At 72.5% G+C, this 15445-nt stretch carries 14 protein-coding genes; 6 read left to right on the top strand and 8 right to left on the bottom strand.

Annotated elements, in window-relative coordinates:
• Positions 1-682 (top strand): ferritin-like domain-containing protein (locus tag IM725_RS17275; protein WP_193781879.1); only part of this gene is annotated, 682 nt, incomplete at its 5' end.
• A gap of 7 nt (positions 683-689) precedes the next feature.
• On the opposite strand, the gene IM725_RS17280 is transcribed toward IM725_RS17275, so the two are convergent.
• Complete coding sequence (locus tag IM725_RS17280; RefSeq protein WP_193781880.1) at positions 690-1616, bottom strand: ketopantoate reductase family protein; 927 nt, start codon at positions 1614-1616, stop codon at positions 690-692.
• 185 nt (positions 1617-1801) lie between these two features.
• Between IM725_RS17280 and epsE the strand changes: the two genes are divergently transcribed.
• Positions 1802-2623, top strand: a complete 822-nt coding sequence (gene epsE, locus IM725_RS17285) for a polysaccharide export protein EpsE (protein WP_193781881.1) — start codon at positions 1802-1804, stop codon at positions 2621-2623.
• Positions 2624-2630: 7 nt separating this feature from the next.
• Here the strand turns inward: epsE and IM725_RS17290 are convergent, their stop codons facing one another.
• From IM725_RS17290 to IM725_RS17315, 6 genes are all read right to left on the bottom strand, one after another.
• The gene (locus IM725_RS17290; RefSeq protein ID WP_193781882.1) at positions 2631-4775 is read right to left on the bottom strand and encodes a TonB-dependent receptor; all 2145 of its coding nucleotides are present in this window, start codon (positions 4773-4775) and stop codon (positions 2631-2633) included.
• A gap of 86 nt (positions 4776-4861) precedes the next feature.
• Positions 4862-5272, bottom strand: a complete 411-nt coding sequence (locus tag IM725_RS17295; RefSeq protein WP_193781883.1) for a PaaI family thioesterase — start codon at positions 5270-5272, stop codon at positions 4862-4864.
• A 31-nt stretch (positions 5273-5303) separates the two neighbouring features.
• A complete protein-coding gene (locus IM725_RS17300) occupies positions 5304-6221 on the bottom strand; it encodes a DMT family transporter (RefSeq protein ID WP_193781884.1) in 918 nt (305 codons plus the stop codon).
• Positions 6181-7146, bottom strand: coding sequence for a Bug family tripartite tricarboxylate transporter substrate binding protein (locus IM725_RS17305; RefSeq protein WP_193781885.1), 966 nt, complete (start codon positions 7144-7146; stop codon positions 6181-6183). The genes IM725_RS17300 and IM725_RS17305 overlap by 41 nt, the downstream gene beginning before the upstream one ends.
• A 31-nt stretch (positions 7147-7177) precedes the next feature.
• A complete protein-coding gene (xerD, locus tag IM725_RS17310) occupies positions 7178-8098 on the bottom strand; it encodes a site-specific tyrosine recombinase XerD (protein WP_193781886.1) in 921 nt (306 codons plus the stop codon).
• Between the two features lies 1 nt (position 8099).
• Positions 8100-9074 carry a tripartite tricarboxylate transporter substrate binding protein BugE gene (locus tag IM725_RS17315; RefSeq protein WP_193781887.1) on the bottom strand — a complete coding sequence of 325 codons (975 nt, stop codon included), beginning with the start codon at positions 9072-9074 and terminating at the stop codon, positions 8100-8102.
• A gap of 105 nt (positions 9075-9179) precedes the next feature.
• Here IM725_RS17315 and IM725_RS17320 point away from each other — a divergent pair, with 105 nt between their 5' ends.
• Complete coding sequence (locus tag IM725_RS17320) at positions 9180-10085, top strand: AEC family transporter (RefSeq protein ID WP_193781888.1); 906 nt, start codon at positions 9180-9182, stop codon at positions 10083-10085.
• On the opposite strand, the gene queG is transcribed toward IM725_RS17320, so the two are convergent.
• The gene (gene queG, locus IM725_RS17325) at positions 10038-11108 is read right to left on the bottom strand and encodes a tRNA epoxyqueuosine(34) reductase QueG (RefSeq protein ID WP_193781889.1); all 1071 of its coding nucleotides are present in this window, start codon (positions 11106-11108) and stop codon (positions 10038-10040) included. The genes IM725_RS17320 and queG overlap by 48 nt on opposite strands.
• Before the next feature lie 24 nt (positions 11109-11132).
• Between queG and tsaE the strand changes: the two genes are divergently transcribed.
• Genes tsaE through IM725_RS17340 form a run of 3 tightly spaced genes read left to right on the top strand, consistent with a single transcriptional unit; the run spans position 11133 to position 15163 of the window.
• Complete coding sequence (tsaE, locus tag IM725_RS17330) at positions 11133-11627, top strand: tRNA (adenosine(37)-N6)-threonylcarbamoyltransferase complex ATPase subunit type 1 TsaE (RefSeq protein ID WP_407692535.1); 495 nt, start codon at positions 11133-11135, stop codon at positions 11625-11627.
• Positions 11624-12934 carry an N-acetylmuramoyl-L-alanine amidase gene (locus IM725_RS17335; RefSeq protein WP_193781891.1) on the top strand — a complete coding sequence of 437 codons (1311 nt, stop codon included), beginning with the start codon at positions 11624-11626 and terminating at the stop codon, positions 12932-12934. The genes tsaE and IM725_RS17335 overlap by 4 nt, the downstream gene beginning before the upstream one ends.
• Positions 12935-12937: 3 nt before the next feature.
• Positions 12938-15163, top strand: coding sequence for a cyclic nucleotide-binding domain-containing protein (locus tag IM725_RS17340; protein ID WP_193781892.1), 2226 nt, complete (start codon positions 12938-12940; stop codon positions 15161-15163).
• The last annotated feature ends 282 nt before the right edge of the window (positions 15164-15445 follow it).

Raw genomic sequence — 15445 nt, forward strand, 5'->3', positions numbered from 1 at the left:
CGCCCTGCCCGGCCGCCCGGCCCGGCCGCCGCTGGTGCACCCGGCCAAGGTGCCGCGGCGTTCGCCCTTCAAGCCCGAGGGCCTGGCCGCGCTGCTGCACGCGATCGCGCATATCGAGTTCAACGCCATCAACCTGGCCCTGGATGCGGCCTGGCGCTTCGACGGCATGCCGCCCGGGTTCCACCTGGACTGGGTACGGGTCGCGGCTGAGGAGGCCTACCACTTCGGCCTGCTGGCGGCGCACCTGGAACGCCTGGGCCACGCCTACGGCGATTTCGACGCGCACGACAACCTGTGGTCCATGTGCGAGAAGACGCAGGACGACGTGCTCGCCCGCATGGCCCTGGTGCCGCGCACCCTGGAGGCGCGCGGCCTGGACGCAACGCCGCAGATCCAGCAGAAGCTGCGGCAGGTGGGCACGCCCTTCGCGCTGGAGGCCGTGGCCATCCTGGACATCATCCTGCGCGACGAGGTCGGCCACGTGGCCATCGGCAACCACTGGTACCGCTGGCTGTGCGAGCGCGAGGGCCTGGACCCGCTGGCGCAGTACCCGCTGCTGGTGCAGCGCTACTGCGCGCCGCGCCTGTACCCGCCCTTCAACGAGGAAGCCCGCCGGCGCGCGGGCTTCACGCCGCAGGAGCTGGACTGGCTGGCCGGCGAGGCCGCGGGCCCGGCGGCCTGAGCGGCGCTCAGCCGGCGGCCGCGCCGCGCTCGTGCACGACCAGGCCGCGGTAGGCGGCGCTGTAGGCCGGCGTGGGCACGCCATGCGCCAGGCCCAGCCGGTGCATGCGCCCGGCCAGCCAGGGCAGCTCCAGCGGCTTGCCGCGCTCCAGGTCCTCGCTCATGGACGAGCGGAAGGACGGCGGCATCTTCGCGACCATGCCCATCATGGTGTCGGCCATGCCGTCGGCGATGTGCACGCCCGATGCCCGCGCCAGCGCGATCCCCTCCTCGAACAGCTGGCGCTGGAAGGCCGCGCTCTCGGGGTGCGACAGGATGCGACCCATGGGCGCACGCATGAGCGAGGTGGTGCTGGACACGCCGGCCAGGCCGATGAACTTCTGCCACAGCGCCGCGGCGATGTCGTCCGTGGCCTCGCATTCCAGCGCCCGGGCGCGGCCGCAGGCCTGCACGAAGGCGGCCACCACCGGGTCGCCGCCCGCGGCATCGACCACGATGCGGTGGAAGCCGCCGGGGCTGCGGATCACGCCCGGCCGGTCGATCACCGCCGACACGTAGATGCAGCCGCCCAGCACCCGCCCCACGCCGCCCAGGGCCTCGGTGACCATGTCCACGCTGTCGATGCCGTTCTGCAGCGTGATGACGCGCGTCTCGGGGCCGACCAGGCCGCGCAGCTGTCGCGCCGCATCGGCCGTGTCCCAGAGCTTGACGCAGAACAGCACCACGTCGGCCGGCGCGAGCGCGGCCGGGTCGTCGGTGGCGGTCACCTGGGGCAGGTGCAGGGGCTCCTCGGGCGTCTCCAGCCGCAGGCCGGATTCACGCAGGGCCGCCAGGTGCGCGCCGCGGGCGATGAAGCCCACCTCCTCGCCCGCCGCCTGCAGCCGGGCGCCCACGTAGGCCCCGACCCCGCCCGACCCCATGATCGCGATACGCATGTATGGCTCCTTCTTGTTGCGCCGCTGATTGGGGCATGCAACGGCGGACGGCGCAAGCGGTGATTCCTGAGGGCCCTTGCAGGACATGCCGGGCCACGGAAGAGCGCCCCGCCCGCCCGATCGGGCCATTGCCGCAGAGACAGGGGCTGACGCAGGATGGACCAGGCTCGACAAGGGAGAAGCACATGAGATCCATCACGCGCACACTCGCCGCCGCCTTCCTGGCCACGGTCTTCACGCTCGCCACCGGCGTGGGCTGGGCCCAGGCCGCCTCGCGCCCGGCCGACTACCGGCTGGGCCCGGGCGACGCCATCAAGATCCAGGTCTACCAGAGCCCCGACCTCGCGCTGGAGACCCGGGTGCCCGAAGGCGGCGTCATCAACTACCCGCTGGTCGGCAAGGTGGCGATCGGCGGCCTGACCATCCCCGACGCCGAGGCCCGCATCGCGGCCGCGCTCAAGCGCGGGCGCATCCTCAAGGCGCCGCAGGTCAACATCAACCTGCTGCAGGTGCGCGGCAGCCAGGTGGCGGTGCTGGGCCAGGTGCAGAAGCCGGGCCGCTTCCCGCTGGAGACCACCAACGTGCGGGTGAGCGACATCCTGGCCACCGCCGGCGGCGTCACGCCCGCCGGTGACGACGTGGCCGTGGTGACCGGCACGCGGCGCCACAAGCCCTTCCGCAAGAGCGTGGACATCCCGGCGCTGATGGCCGGCCGCGGCGGCAGCGACGACGTGGTGCTGGAGGCCGGCGACACGGTGTACGTGGCCAAGGCCCCCACCTACTACATCTACGGCGAGGCGCAGCGCCCCGGCACCTACCGGGTCGAGCGCGGCATGACCGTGATGCAGGCCATCGCGGCCGGCGGCGGCATCACGCCCCGCGGCAGCGAGAGCCGCGTGCGCCTCACGCGCAACGGCCCCGACGGCAAGCCGCAGGAGATGTCGCCCAAGCTGACCGACCCGGTGCAGCCCGGCGACGTGCTGTTCGTGCGCGAAAGCCTGTTCTGAGGCCGCTTCAGAAGTTGGCGGTGAAGGTCAGGCGCGCGCTGCGCGGCTCCACGGGGTGGAAGTGGATGTCGTCCACCCCGGCCGCCGGCTCGCCGGGCAGGCGTGAAGCGTAGAAGTAGTCGACGTCGCTGGCGCGGCGGTCGAAGAGGTTGAACACGTCCAGCGCGAGCTTGGTGCGCGGCGTGAGCTGATAGCCGACGCGCAGGTAGGCCAGGGTGGTGCTCGCGGAGCGCCGGCTGTTGTCCTCGATCAGGGGACGCGGACCGAAGTAGCGCAGCTGGAACTGGCCGAACCACGGCCCCCATTGCGTCACCGTGGCACCGAGTGAGGCCACCTGCTCCGCCGCACCCGGCACGAAGTTGCCGACCGGGTCGGGCTGGGTGAAGCGCGCGCGCGACCAGGACAGGTCGGCGTCCAGCAGCAGCCAGGGCGAGGCGCGCCAGTGGTTGCTCCATTCCACGCCCTGGCGCAGGCTGGCCCGGCTGGGCTGGGTGTCGCCGGCGTCGCCGGAGAACACCAGCTCCGAGCCCAGCGCCAGCCGCCACACGGACAGCGAGGACTGCAGGCCCGGCAGCAGCGCCTCGGTGCGCGCGCCCAGTTCGGCCCCGCGCGAGCGCACCAGCGGGGTCACCGGGTCGGTCGGCAGGCCCTCGCGGGGCGTGACGTGGGCCGTCACGCCCCGCGCGTCGTTGCTGTGGAAACCCGAACCCAGGTTGAGGAAGTATTCGGTCTTCGCCCAGGGGCCGAAGACCAGGCTGAGCTTGGGCGAGACGATGCCCGCGCTGCGCTGCCCGCTGTTGGCCGCGATCGAGCTGTGCACGTCGAAGGCGTAGCGGTCCCAGCGCAGGCCGGCGATGCTGCGCAGCCAGGGCTGCCACTGCGTTTCGTTCTGCGCCCACAGGCCGATGCTGCCTTCGCGCACACGGCTCTCCTGCACCGTGTCGACGGTCAGGCGGTCCATGGTGTCGTACAGGCCCAGGGGCTCGACCCGGTCCTGGCGGGCCTGCAGCCCGGCGCTGGTGCTGCCCTCGTGGCCGCCCCAGGCCGTGGGCCAGCGGCGGCTCAGGCTGCCGCCGGCCAGGGTGCGGCGCTCGACCTGCGAGAACTGGTCGCCGGTGGCCGGCCGCGCCAGCGCGTAGGTGAAGTCGGAGAACAGGCGCAGGCTGGAGCGCACCAGGTAGGCGCTGGCCGTCCAGTCGCCGCCGTCGGCCATCGTGTGCTGCGCATTCCAGGACAGCGACAGGCGCGAGGTCTTGCCGCCGTCCGTGGGGTCCACGGTGCCGAAGCGGTCCAGCGCGCCGGACTGCACCGCCCGCAGCGGGATCTGGTCGGTCGAGTCCCAGCCGGCGGTGTAGGCCATGGCGGTGAGCGACCAGCGCGTCGCGCCCTCGGGCACGCTGTAACGCAGCACGGCGTTGGCCCGGTGGAAGCGCTCGGGGCTCTGCCAGGGGCCGTCATTGTGGGCGGTCTCGAAGGCGTAGAGCAGGTTGCCCGTGGTCAGCGTACGGCTGTCGGCCAGCAGGGCCCGGCCGTAGCCGTGGCCGCCCGCCGTCAGCTCGGCGATGCCCGCCTTGAGCCGGTCCATGAGGCGGATGCGCGCCGAACCGGCGGAGGCGAAGTCGCCTTCGTCGGCGTAGTACGGGCCCTTGCGGTAGGCCATGCGGTCCACCAGCTCGGGGATCAGCCAGTTCAGGTCGCTGTAGCCCTGGCCGTGGGCATGGCTGGGCATGTTGGCCGGCATGCCGTCCACCCAGGTGGCGAAGTCGGTGCCGTGGTCCAGGTTGAAGCCGCGAAGGAAATACTGGTTGGCCTTGCCGTCGCCAGAGTGCTGGGTGACGATCACGCCGGGCACGAACTCGAGCAGTTCGCCAGGCCGCAGCGTGGGGCGCGCCTCGATGAGCGCGGAGGTGACGACGCCCGCGCTGGCGGCGTCGGAGGTGCCCACGCCGTTCTCGTAGTGGCCCTGCACCGAGACGGCCGGCAGGGCGGCCTGCGCCGCCGGGGTGGAAGGCTGCGTCTCGGCCGCCTGGGCATGGGCGGCCTGCGCCAGGCACAGCGCAGCGGCCTGCGCGACGCACAGTCGCTGGAAGCGGTTCAAGGTCGGTGTCAGGGTCACGGTCAGGAAGCGGGGGCGCGGAGTGGGCCGGTGCATGCTCTGCGCGGCGAGCGCGTGCGCGATGCAAAGCCTGCGAGTGTACGGCGGGGGCCTGACAGGACGCCGACCGCGCCGGCAAGCCCTCAGCCGCGGGCGTCCAGCACCAGCTGGGTCTGGGTCACCACGGCGCACAGGCGGCCGCCGGCGTCCGTCACCGTGGTCTGCCAGACCATGGTGCTGCGGCCGCGGTGCAGCGCCACCGACTCGCCCCGCACCGTGCTGCCCTCGCGCGCCCCGGCGATGAACTTGGTGCTGGAATCGGTGGTGGTCGTCGTCTTGCCTTCGGGCAGGTTGAGCAGGGTGCCGATGGCGCCCAGGGTGTCCGCGAAGGCCATGGTGGCGCCGCCATGCAGGATGCGCCCGGCCGTGCACAGGTCGGCACGCACCACCATCTCGGCCACGACGCGGTCGGGCGCCGCCTCCAGCACGCGCACGCCCATCAGGCCGGGGAACAGCGGGGCGATCAAGGCCTGGATCGAGTCGGGACTCGGCATGCGGGGCTCCTGGACGAAGGCAGCGGCCAGTCTAGCGGCTGCCCGTGCGCGAGACCAGCCAGGTCGAGGGCAGGATCAGCAGCGCGCCGGCCGCGTGGTACCAGTGCGGCGCCTCGCCCAGGATCCCCCAGGCCAGGAAAGCCGCATACACCGGCGAGAGGTACATGATGATGCTGCAGCGCACCGGCCCCAGCCGGTCGACCAGCCAGGCGTAGGCCTGGTAGGAGATGAAGCCCGGCAGCACGCCGGCCGCCGCGATCAGCAGCGCGGCCCGGGGCGTGAAGGCCGGCACGGGCACCAGCGCCCATTCCAGCAGCGTGGCCGGCAGCAGCACCAGCACCCCGCCCAGGGTGATGCAGGCCAGGCGCTCGCGCGGGCCCAGCCGCGAGCGCCACTGCCGCAGCAGCACCGAGTACAGCACCCAGCCCACCGCCGCCACCAGCACCCAGAGGTCGCCGCTGCCGAAGCGGGCCTGCAGGATGCGCATCGGCTCGCCCTGGGCCACCACCAGCAGCACGCCCAGCAGGGCCAGCCCCATGGCCAGCTTCTGCCGTGCGGCCATGCGCTCGTGCAGCCAGGCCGAGGCCAGCACGGCGATGCCGACCGGCGTGGCCGCATAGATCAGGCCGATGTTGGTGGCCGAGGTGCGCTGGCCGCCGATGTAGAGGACGGCCCCGCAGATCCACATGCCCAACGCGCCCAGCGCCAGCATCTGCTTCCATTCGTCGCGCGCGGCCTCGCGCATGGCCTGGCGCGAGCGCCAGACCCCGGGCAGCATCAGCAGCAGCGCCACCGTCCAGCGGCCCAGCGCCAGCGAATGCCCGGTCAGCACCCCCTGGGACGCCCGGGCGATGATGTAGTTGGACGACCAGAAGGCCGGCGTCACCCACAGCAGGATGAGCGCGAACCTATTCGGCACGCAGGCCTGCGGCACGGATGATGCGGGCATTGGCCTCGGATTCCTCGGCGATGGACCGCGCGAACGCCGCCGCGCTGCCGCCGGTGGGCAGGTTGCCCGCGGCCAGCAGGGTGGCGCGCAGGCCGGGGTCGGCCAGCGCCTTGTTGACCTCGGCGTTCAGCCGCTCGATTAGCGCGGGCGGCGTGGCGGCCGGTGCGAAGACGCCGAACTGGGACGACAGGTTGGCCGCAGTCCAGCCGAGTTCGGCCAGCGTGGGCACCCCGGGCAGCGAGGCCAGCCGCGCCGGCGCGCCCACCGCCAGCGCATGCAGCTTGCCGGCCTGCACCTGCTGCTGCACGGTGGGCCCGGCGTTGACCGACAGCACCTCGAACTGGCCGCCGATCGCGTCCGTGAGCTGCTGGCCGCCGCCCTTGTAGGGAACGTGCGTGATGTCCAGCTTCGCTGCCGACTTCAGCTGCTCCAGCATCAGGTGGCCCAGCGACGCGGGGCCGGAGGTGGCCCATCGCACGGCGCCCGGCTTCTCCCGCGCCAGCGCCAGCAGGCCGCGGAAGTCGGTGGCCGCGAGGGCCGGCGTGCCCAGCAGCAGGACCGGGGAGACCATGACGCTGGCGACGGGGGCGATCGCCTTGCGCGGGTCGAAGGCGACCTGCCCGAAGTAGGGATTGAGCGTGAGCGGACTCACGGCCGAGAAGCCGAAGGTGCCGCCGTCCGGCGCCGCGCGGGCCACGGCCTCCATGCCGATGGTGCCGCTGGCGCCGGCCTTGTTCTCGACCACCACGGGCACGCCCAGCGCCGGCGACAGCCGGTCGGCCAGGGCCCGGGCGACCACGTCGCTCACGCCGCCGCTGTGGTAGGCGACCACCAGCCGGACGTTGCGGGTGGGCCAGGGCTGGGGCTGCGCCCAGGCGCCCGGGGATGCGGCCAGGAGCAGGGCCGCGAACAGCAGGACTCTCATGCCCCGATTGTCGCCCGCGCGCGGGCCGGCCTCAGCCGCGCGGGTGGTGGCTCGCGTGCAGCTGCTTGAGCCGCTCGCGCGCCACGTGGGTGTAGATGGTGGTGGTGGAGATGTCCGCATGGCCCAGCAGCATCTGCACCGCCCGCAGGTCGGCACCGTGGTTCAGCAGGTGCGTGGCGAAGGCGTGGCGCAGGGTGTGGGGCGACAGCGGCGCGTGGATGCCGGCCTCGCGCGCCGACTTCTTCACGATGACCCAGAACATGGCCCGCGTCATGCCCTGGCCCCGGCCGGTGACGAACAGGTCCTCGCTCTGGCGCGGGCCCAGGATGGCCGGCCGGGCCTCGCGCAGGTAGCGCTCTATCCAGTCGCGCGCCACCAGGCCGAAGGGCACCAGGCGCTCCTTGTCGCCCTTGCCCGTCACGCGCAGCACGCCCTCGGCCATCGACAGGTGCCAGGTCTTCAGGCCGACCAGCTCGCTCACGCGCAGGCCGCTGGCGTAGATCAGCTCCAGCATGGTGCGGTCGCGCAGGCCCAGCGGCGTGTCCACGTCGGGTGCGGCCAGCAGGGCCTCCACCTGGGCCTCGCTCAGGGTCTTGGGCACGCGCAGGGGCTGGCGCGCCGCCTGCAGGCGCAGGGTGGGGTCGGCGGCGATGCGGCGCTCGCGCAGCGCCCAGCGGAAGTAGCGCTTGAAGACCGTCAGCCGCCGGTTGGCCGTGGTGGCCTTGCTGGTGGCGTGCCGGTCCGCGAAGTAGCGGTGCAGGTCGGCCTCGGTGCTGGCGTCGATGTCGCGGCCCTGGGCCGCCAGCCAACGGCCATAGAGCGCGAGGTCGCGCCGGTAGGCCGCCAGCGTGTTGCGGGCCAGGCCCTCCTCCAGCCACAGCGCGTCGATGAAGGCATCGACCTGCGCCGGCACGCCGGCGGCCGCTGCGTCCGCGGGCGCGGCCTGCGCCATCTCAGTCGAGCTTCAGGTGCGCCGTGTCGACCACCTTCTTGTAGACCGCGAACTCGGCCCGGATCTGCTCGGCGAACTGCTCGGGCGTGTTGCCCACGATGAAGGAGCCGGTGTCCTCGATGCGCTTGCGCACGGCCGGGTCCTGCAGGGCCTTCAGCACCCCGGCATTGACCTTGTCGACCACGTCCTTGGGCAGGCCCTTGGGCCCGTAGATGCCGTAGTACGCCATGCGGTTCACCGGCTCCAGCCCGACCTCCTTGAAGGTGGGCACGTTGGGCAGTTCCTTCAGGCGCTGCGGCGCCGCCACCACGATGGGCACCAGCCGGTTCTCCTTGATGAAGGGCATGGCCGAGGGCATGTTGTCGAAGATCATGGGCACCTGGCCGCCCACGGTGTCGTTCAGCGCCGGGCCGGCGCCGCGGTAGGGGATGTGGGTGACGAACAGGCCGGTCATGCTCTTGTACAGCTCCATCTGCAGGTGGCCGATGCCGCCGGTGCCGGAGGAGGAATAGGAGTACTTGCCCGGGTTCTTCCTCAGCACCTCGACGAAGCTCTTGTAGTCCTTCGCCGGAAAGCTGGGGTGCACCGCGATCACGTTGGGCGTGGCCGCGATGTTGATGATGGGCGTGAAGTCCGTCAGCGGGTTGTAGGGCGTCTTGGGATTGATCGCCGGGTTGGCGGCGGTGGTGGAGACCGTGGCCACGCCCAGGTAGTAGCCGTCGGGCTGGGCGCGCGAGGTGTCGGTGGCGCCCACGATGCCGCCGCCACCGGCCTTGTTCTCCACGATCACCGGCTGGCCCAGGGCCCGGCCCAGGGGTTCGGAGATCACCCGCGCGATGATGTCCGTGGTGCCGCCGGGCGCGAAGGGCACGACGAGGTGGATGGTCTTGTTCGGGTAGGACGACTGGGCGAAGGCCGGGACGGCCAGGGCCGCGAGTGCGCCGGCCGCGAGGGCCAGGCAGGAACGACGGTTCATGAGGACTCCTGGAACGGTTCTTGTGGATGAGGAAACGGTGGCCTGATGGTACGCGAGCGAAGGCCCACCGGACGCGCCCCGGCCGGGCCTTGAGCCGGCTGGGCTATGCTCGGCGCGGTGAATGGCGCACGGCTCCTCTTCCCCGATTTTTCCCTGATCCTGTGCGGCTTCCTCCTGTGCCGCTTCACGCCGCTGTCCCGCCCGCTCTGGGAGCAGGTCGAGAAGCTGGTCTATTTCTTCCTGTTCCCGGTGCTGCTGTTCCAGTCCATCATGCGCAGCCCGCTGGACCTGGGCGCGGACGCCGGGCTGGTCGCCGCAGGCCTGGGCGTGGGCCTCACGGCCATCGCGCTGTCCTATGCCTGCGCGGTTCTGCCGGGCGTGGACCGGCGCGACCATGCCGGCGCCGCGCAGGTCGCCTTCCGCTTCAACTCCTTCATCGGCCTGGCGCTCGCCGAGCGCCTGGGCGGCGCGCGTGGCCTGGGGCTGGTGGCGGTGCTGATCGGGGTCTGCGTGCCCTTGTTCAACGTCGCGGCGGTGTGGCCCATGGCCCGGCACGGGCGCACGCACTTCGGCCGGGCCCTGCTGCGCAACCCGCTGATCCTGGCCACCGGCACCGGGCTGGCCGCGAACCTGGCGGGCCTGCGCGTGCCGGCGCTGCTGGACCCGGTGCTCACGCGCATCGGCGGCACCTCGCTCGCCCTGGGCCTGCTGGCGGCGGGCGCGGGCCTGCAGCTCGGCAGCCTGGCCCGGCAGCGCCTGCTGACCACGTCGGTGCTGGCGATCCGCCACCTGGTATCGCCCCTGGTGGCCTGGACGCTGGCGCGGCTGCTGCACCTGGATGCGCAGCAGGCCACCATCCTGCTGCTGTTCTCGGCCCTGCCCACGGCCTCCAGCGCTTACGTGCTGGCGTCGCGCATGGGCTTCAACGGGCCCCACGTGGCGGGGCTGGTGACGCTGTCGACGCTACTGGGCATGGCCAGCCTGCCCTTCGCGCTCGGGCTGCTGGGCTAGCGCCCAGGCCACGTGCTCGCGCACCAGCGCGCTCGGGTGGTCCAGGCGCGCGGCCAATGCCCGCCGCACCTCGTCGCCCGCGCCCGCGCGCAGCGCGTTGCCCAGCGCCACCGCGACGTTGCGCAGCCAGCGTTCGTGGCCGATGCGGCGGATCGCGCTGCCCTCGGTGCGGCGCAGGAACTCCGCCTCGTCCCAGGCGAACAGGGCCGCCAGCGGCGCGCCGGCCAGGCCGTCCCGCGGCTGGAAATCAGGAAGCGGGCTGGTGCGGGCGAACTTGTTCCAGGGACAGGCCAGCTGGCAGTCGTCGCAGCCGTAGATGCGGTTGGCCATGCGCGGGCGCAGGTCGACCGGGATGGGCCCGTCGTGCTCGATGGTGAGGTAGGAGATGCACAGCCGCGCGTCCAGCCGGCCGGGCCCCAGGATGGCCCCGGTCGGGCAGGCGGCGATGCAGGCGCTGCAGCTGCCGCAGTGCGCGGCGGCCGGCGGGGTCTCGGGCAGCGCGAAGTCGAGGTAGATCTCGCCCAGGAAGAACATGGAGCCCGCCTCGCGGTCCAGCACCAGGGTGTGCTTGCCGCGCCAGCCCAGGCCGCTGCGCACCGCGAGTTCGGCCTCCAGCACCGGGGCCGAATCGGTGAACACCCGGTGGCCGAAGGGACCCACCCGCTGCGCGATGCGATCGGCCAGCTTCTGCAGCCGCGAACGCAGCACCTTGTGGTAATCGCGGCCCCGGGCGTACATCGAAACGATGCCTTCCGCGGGCCGCTGCAGCCGTTCGAACTCGACCGCCTGCCAGCCCGGCGGGGTGGACGCGGGCAGGTAGTCCATGCGTGCGGTGATCACGCTCACCGTGCCCGGCACCAGCTCAGCCGGGCGCGCGCGGCGCAGGCCATGCGCCTGCATGTAGTCCATTCCACCGTGGAATCCGTTGGAGAGCCAGGCGAGAAGCCCCGGTTCCGCACTCGAAAGGTCGACGCCGGCAACCCCGATTTGGGAGAATCCGAGTTCATGGGCCCAGGCCTGCATTTCTGCCAACCCTTGCGAACCCCACTGACCGATCGAGGACGTCACCTGCCGATTGTAGGAAGCACCGTCCGCCACCTGGCCTGGCAGGACGAAGAGGACACGCGCCGCTTCGCCGAGCAGCTGGCGGCCCGCCCTGCCCTGCGGGACGCCTTCATCGCGCTGCACGGCGACCTGGGCGCCGGCAAGACGACCTTCGTGCGCCACCTGCTGCGCGCGCTGGGCGTCGCCGGCCGCATCAAGAGCCCCACCTACACCGTGGCCGAGCCGCACGAGACCGCCACCGGCACGGCCTGGCATTTCGACTTCTACCGCTTCGACGACCCGCGCGAGTGGGAGGACGCGGGCTTTCGCGACACCTTCGCCCAGCCCGGCCTCAAGCTCGCCGAATGGCCCGGCAAGGCGGCCGGCCTGCTGCCCGTGGCCGACCTGGACCTGCACATCGAGGCGGCGCCCGACGGCGACGGCCGCGCGGTCACCCTGGTGGCGCACACCGCCCGCGGGGAGGCGCTGCTGCCATGAACCGCCGCGACCTCCTCACCACCGGCAGCCTGGTGCTGCTGCTGGGCCCGGCCCAGCTGGCCTGGGGCGCGAGCATCGTCGCGGTGCGGGTCTGGCCCGCGCCGGACTATTCGCGCGTGACCATCGAATCCGACGGCATGCTGGACGCGTCGCAGCGCATGCTCGACTTCCCGCCGCGCCTGGCGGTGGACATCGCCGGCCTGGACCTGAGCCCCGAGCTGCGCGAGCTGGTGGCCAAGGTGCAGCCGGACGACCCCTTCATCGCCGGCATCCGCATCTCGCAGCACGCGCCGCGCGTGGTCCGGCTGGTGGTGGACCTGAAGCAGTCGGCCCGGCCCCAGGTCTTCACCCTGCCCCCGGTCGCCGCCTACCGCAACCGGCTGGTGTTCGACTTCTACCCGGTGCGCGAAGCCGACCCGCTGGAGGCGCTGATCCGCGAGCGCCTGCGCGACCGCCCGGGCGCCCCCGCCGCGCCGCCGCCCGACCCCATCGGCGACCTCATCAGCGGCGGCCGTTTCGACCGCAAGCCACCGCCCGCGCAGGACCCGGTGGAAACCGCGCCCGCCGTGCGGCCGCGCAAGACCGACCGCCTGATCATCATCGCCCTGGACCCCGGGCACGGTGGCGAGGACCCCGGCGCCACCGGCCCGGCCGGCACGCACGAGAAGGACGTGGTGCTGCAGATCGCGCACCGCCTGCGTGAGCGCATCAACAGCGGCGCGGTGAACGGCAACCCCATGCGGGCCTTCCTCACCCGCGACGCCGACTTCTTCGTGCCGCTGCACGTGCGCGTGCAGAAGGCGCGCCGTGTGCAGGCCGACCTGTTCATGAGCATCCACGCCGACGCCTTCATGACGCCCGCGGCGCGCGGCGCCAGCGTGTTCGCGCTCAGCCAGAACGGCGCCTCCAGCACCGCGGCGCGCTGGATGGCCGACAAGGAGAACCGGGCCGACCTGGTCGGTGGCGTGAACGTCGCCACCCAGGACCGGCAGGTGGCCCACGCCCTGCTCGACATGAGCACCACGGCACAAATCAACGACAGCCTCAAGCTAGGGGGAGCCCTGCTGGGCGAAATCGGCAACGTCGGTAAACTGCACAAGGGTCGGGTCGAACAGGCCGGCTTCGCGGTGCTCAAGGCCCCGGACATCCCCAGCGTCCTGGTCGAGACCGCGTTCATCAGCAACCCTGAAGAGGAGTCCCGGTTGCGTTCCGACGAGTACCAGGAGCAACTGGCCGATGCCATCATGCGCGGCATCCACCGTTACTTCGACAGCAATCCGCCCCTCGCACGCAACCGCGTGGCCTGAACCTTGAGCAAACCCATCGTCCAGGCGAGTTCGTTCACGCCGCTGCAGCCCGTGCACGCCCCGTCCGCCCCGGGCTGGAAGGCGGAACTGAGCGCGGCCCTGGAGGGGGCGGCCTTCACCGTACCGCTCAGCCTGGGCTCGGTCATGGTGGTGTACGCCGCGCTGGGGCCGACCATCGCCGCCAGCGCGGTGCTGGTCACGCTGATCGCGCTGGCGCTGCTGCAGCTCAGCGCCATCGGCGCGAAGCGGCCCGTGCTGTACTCGGCCCGCTTCTTCGAAGCCACCACGGCGGCCGAAATCCTGCGCCATGCCATCGAGCACCTGCCGCAGTGGGGGCTGGGCGACACGCCTGGCCTGCGGCTGGCCCTGCTCGGCCTGCTGCTGGGGGTCTCGGGCCTGGTGATGGTGGTGCTCTTCGTCCTGCGGGCCGACCGCTTCTCGCGCCACATCCCGCAGCCGGTGTTCTCCGGCTTCTCGAACGGCATCGCCGTGGTGCTCTTCATGAGCCAGGTGCATGCGCTGCAGGCGCTGTTCGAGGGCGGGCGGGCGAGCGCACCGGACCTGGTCGCCGTCGGCGGCATCTCCTTCGTGGCGGGCTTTGCCGTGCGGCGCTGGCTGCCGAGCTGGCCCGCGGCCGGCACCTCGCTGGGGCTGGGCCTGCTGCTGGCGCTGGCCCTGGCCTCGGTGGGCCACCCGGTGGACACCCTGGGCAGCGGCCATGGCGTCGTCTTCGCAGCACCGTTCCAGATGGCGGACTGGCACGGCCTGGCCGGCGCGCGCGACCCCATGTCGCTGCTCACCTGGATGGCGGCGAACGGTTCGCTCCTGGGCGTCATGGTCTTCATCAACACCACGGTGGCGTCGCAGGCCATGAGCCACATCGACGACCGCCCCGCCGAATCGCAGCCGCGCCTGCTCTGGACCGGCCTGTGCACCACGGCCGCGGGCATCGCCGGGGCCGCGCCCATCGCCGCCTCGCTGCAGTCCTCCCTGGCGGCCAGCCGCATGACGCGCCTGAACAGCGGCGTCATGCTGTCCAGCGCGGTCGTGCTGCTGCTGACCGCGGTGAGCGGCTTCATCGGCTGGATTCCCCTGGCCGCCGTCGCCGGCACCCTGCTGTGCGAAGCCTTCTACACCTACGACAAGCGCTCGGTGCGGCTGGTGCGGCAATGGGCCGCGGGCGCCCTGTTGGACCGCCAGGCCCGGGAAGACCTGGCCCTGATCGCAGTGGTCACGGCCACGGCGGTGCTGGTCAACATGGTGGCCTCGGTCGTCGCCGGGCTGCTGCTGGGCCTGCTGCTCTTCGCCTCGCGCCACCTGCTGCACCCGGTGCGCAGCGTCTCGGACGGCACCCAGCTGGCCTCCAACTGCGCGCGCTCGCGCGCCGACCTGCAGGTGCTGGCCGAGCACGCGCGCGCACTGCGCGTGGTGGAACTGGAGGGCGACCTGTTCTTCGGCACCATGGACCAGCTCGACCGCGGCCTGCGCGCCGCGATGGAGGGCGCGAGCTGCATGGTGCTGGACTGGGCTGGCGTGCGCAACGTGGACAGCAGCTGCGCGCAGACCATCGCCAAGTTCCAGAAGGCAGCCGAAGTGGCGGGCGTGGGCATCCTGCACGTGGACCCGGCGGCGTCCGGCGCCAAGGTCGCGGCAGCCCTTCTGCCCATCCTGCGGCCCGAGCAGGTCGCGCCCGACCTGGACCGCGCGCTGGAGCGTGCCGAGAACCACCTGCTGGCCGAGCGCAGCGGGCTCACGCCCCAGCACGGCCACGCGCAGGCCCATGGCCACATGGACCAGGCCACGCTGTTCGTGGGCATGGACGAGTGCGAACAGGCGCTGCTGGAATCGATGATGACGCGCCGGCACTTCCGGCACGGCGAGACCGTGGTGCACGCCGGCGAGCCGGGCGACAGCCTGATGCTGATGCTGGAGGGCGCGGCCAGCGTGATGGTGCGCACCGAGGGCGGGCACGAGGTGCGGGTGGCCGGCCTGCGCCGCGGCGCCGTCATCGGCGAGCTCGCCTTCCTGGACCGCTCGCCGCGTTCGGCCACCGTGGTCGCGCAGGACCAGGTCGTGGTCGCGGAACTGCCGCGCGAGGCCTTCGACCGCCTCAGCGTGCAGGCGCCGGTGCTGGTGCAGAAGCTGCTCGCCAACATCGCGCTCTACCTGGCGGCGCGGCTGCGCCACACCAACCGCCTGGCCGCCGTGCGCCGCAGCCGCCGCAGCTGAGGCGCGGGCCGGGCGTGGGCTTTGCCTGCCCACCGGCCGGGCCGGGAGACGACGGGGCCCGGCGCGGGCTTCCTACAGTCCGGCCCGGGGGCATTTCCTAGAGTGGATGCACAGGCGCTTCGCCTGCATGCAGACATGAACTCAGGAGAACCAAGCCATGAAAAAATCGAGCATCCTCGCGGCCGCGCTGGCCGCCTCGCTGATGACCCTGGCCGGCTGCGCCGACATGGGCATGGACCGCAACACGGCCGGCACGGTGGGTGGCGCCGTGGTGGGCGGGGT

It is taken from the genome of Ramlibacter aquaticus, from assembly GCF_015159745.1.
GTDB classification, from domain to species: Bacteria; Pseudomonadota; Gammaproteobacteria; order Burkholderiales; family Burkholderiaceae_C; genus Ramlibacter; species Ramlibacter aquaticus.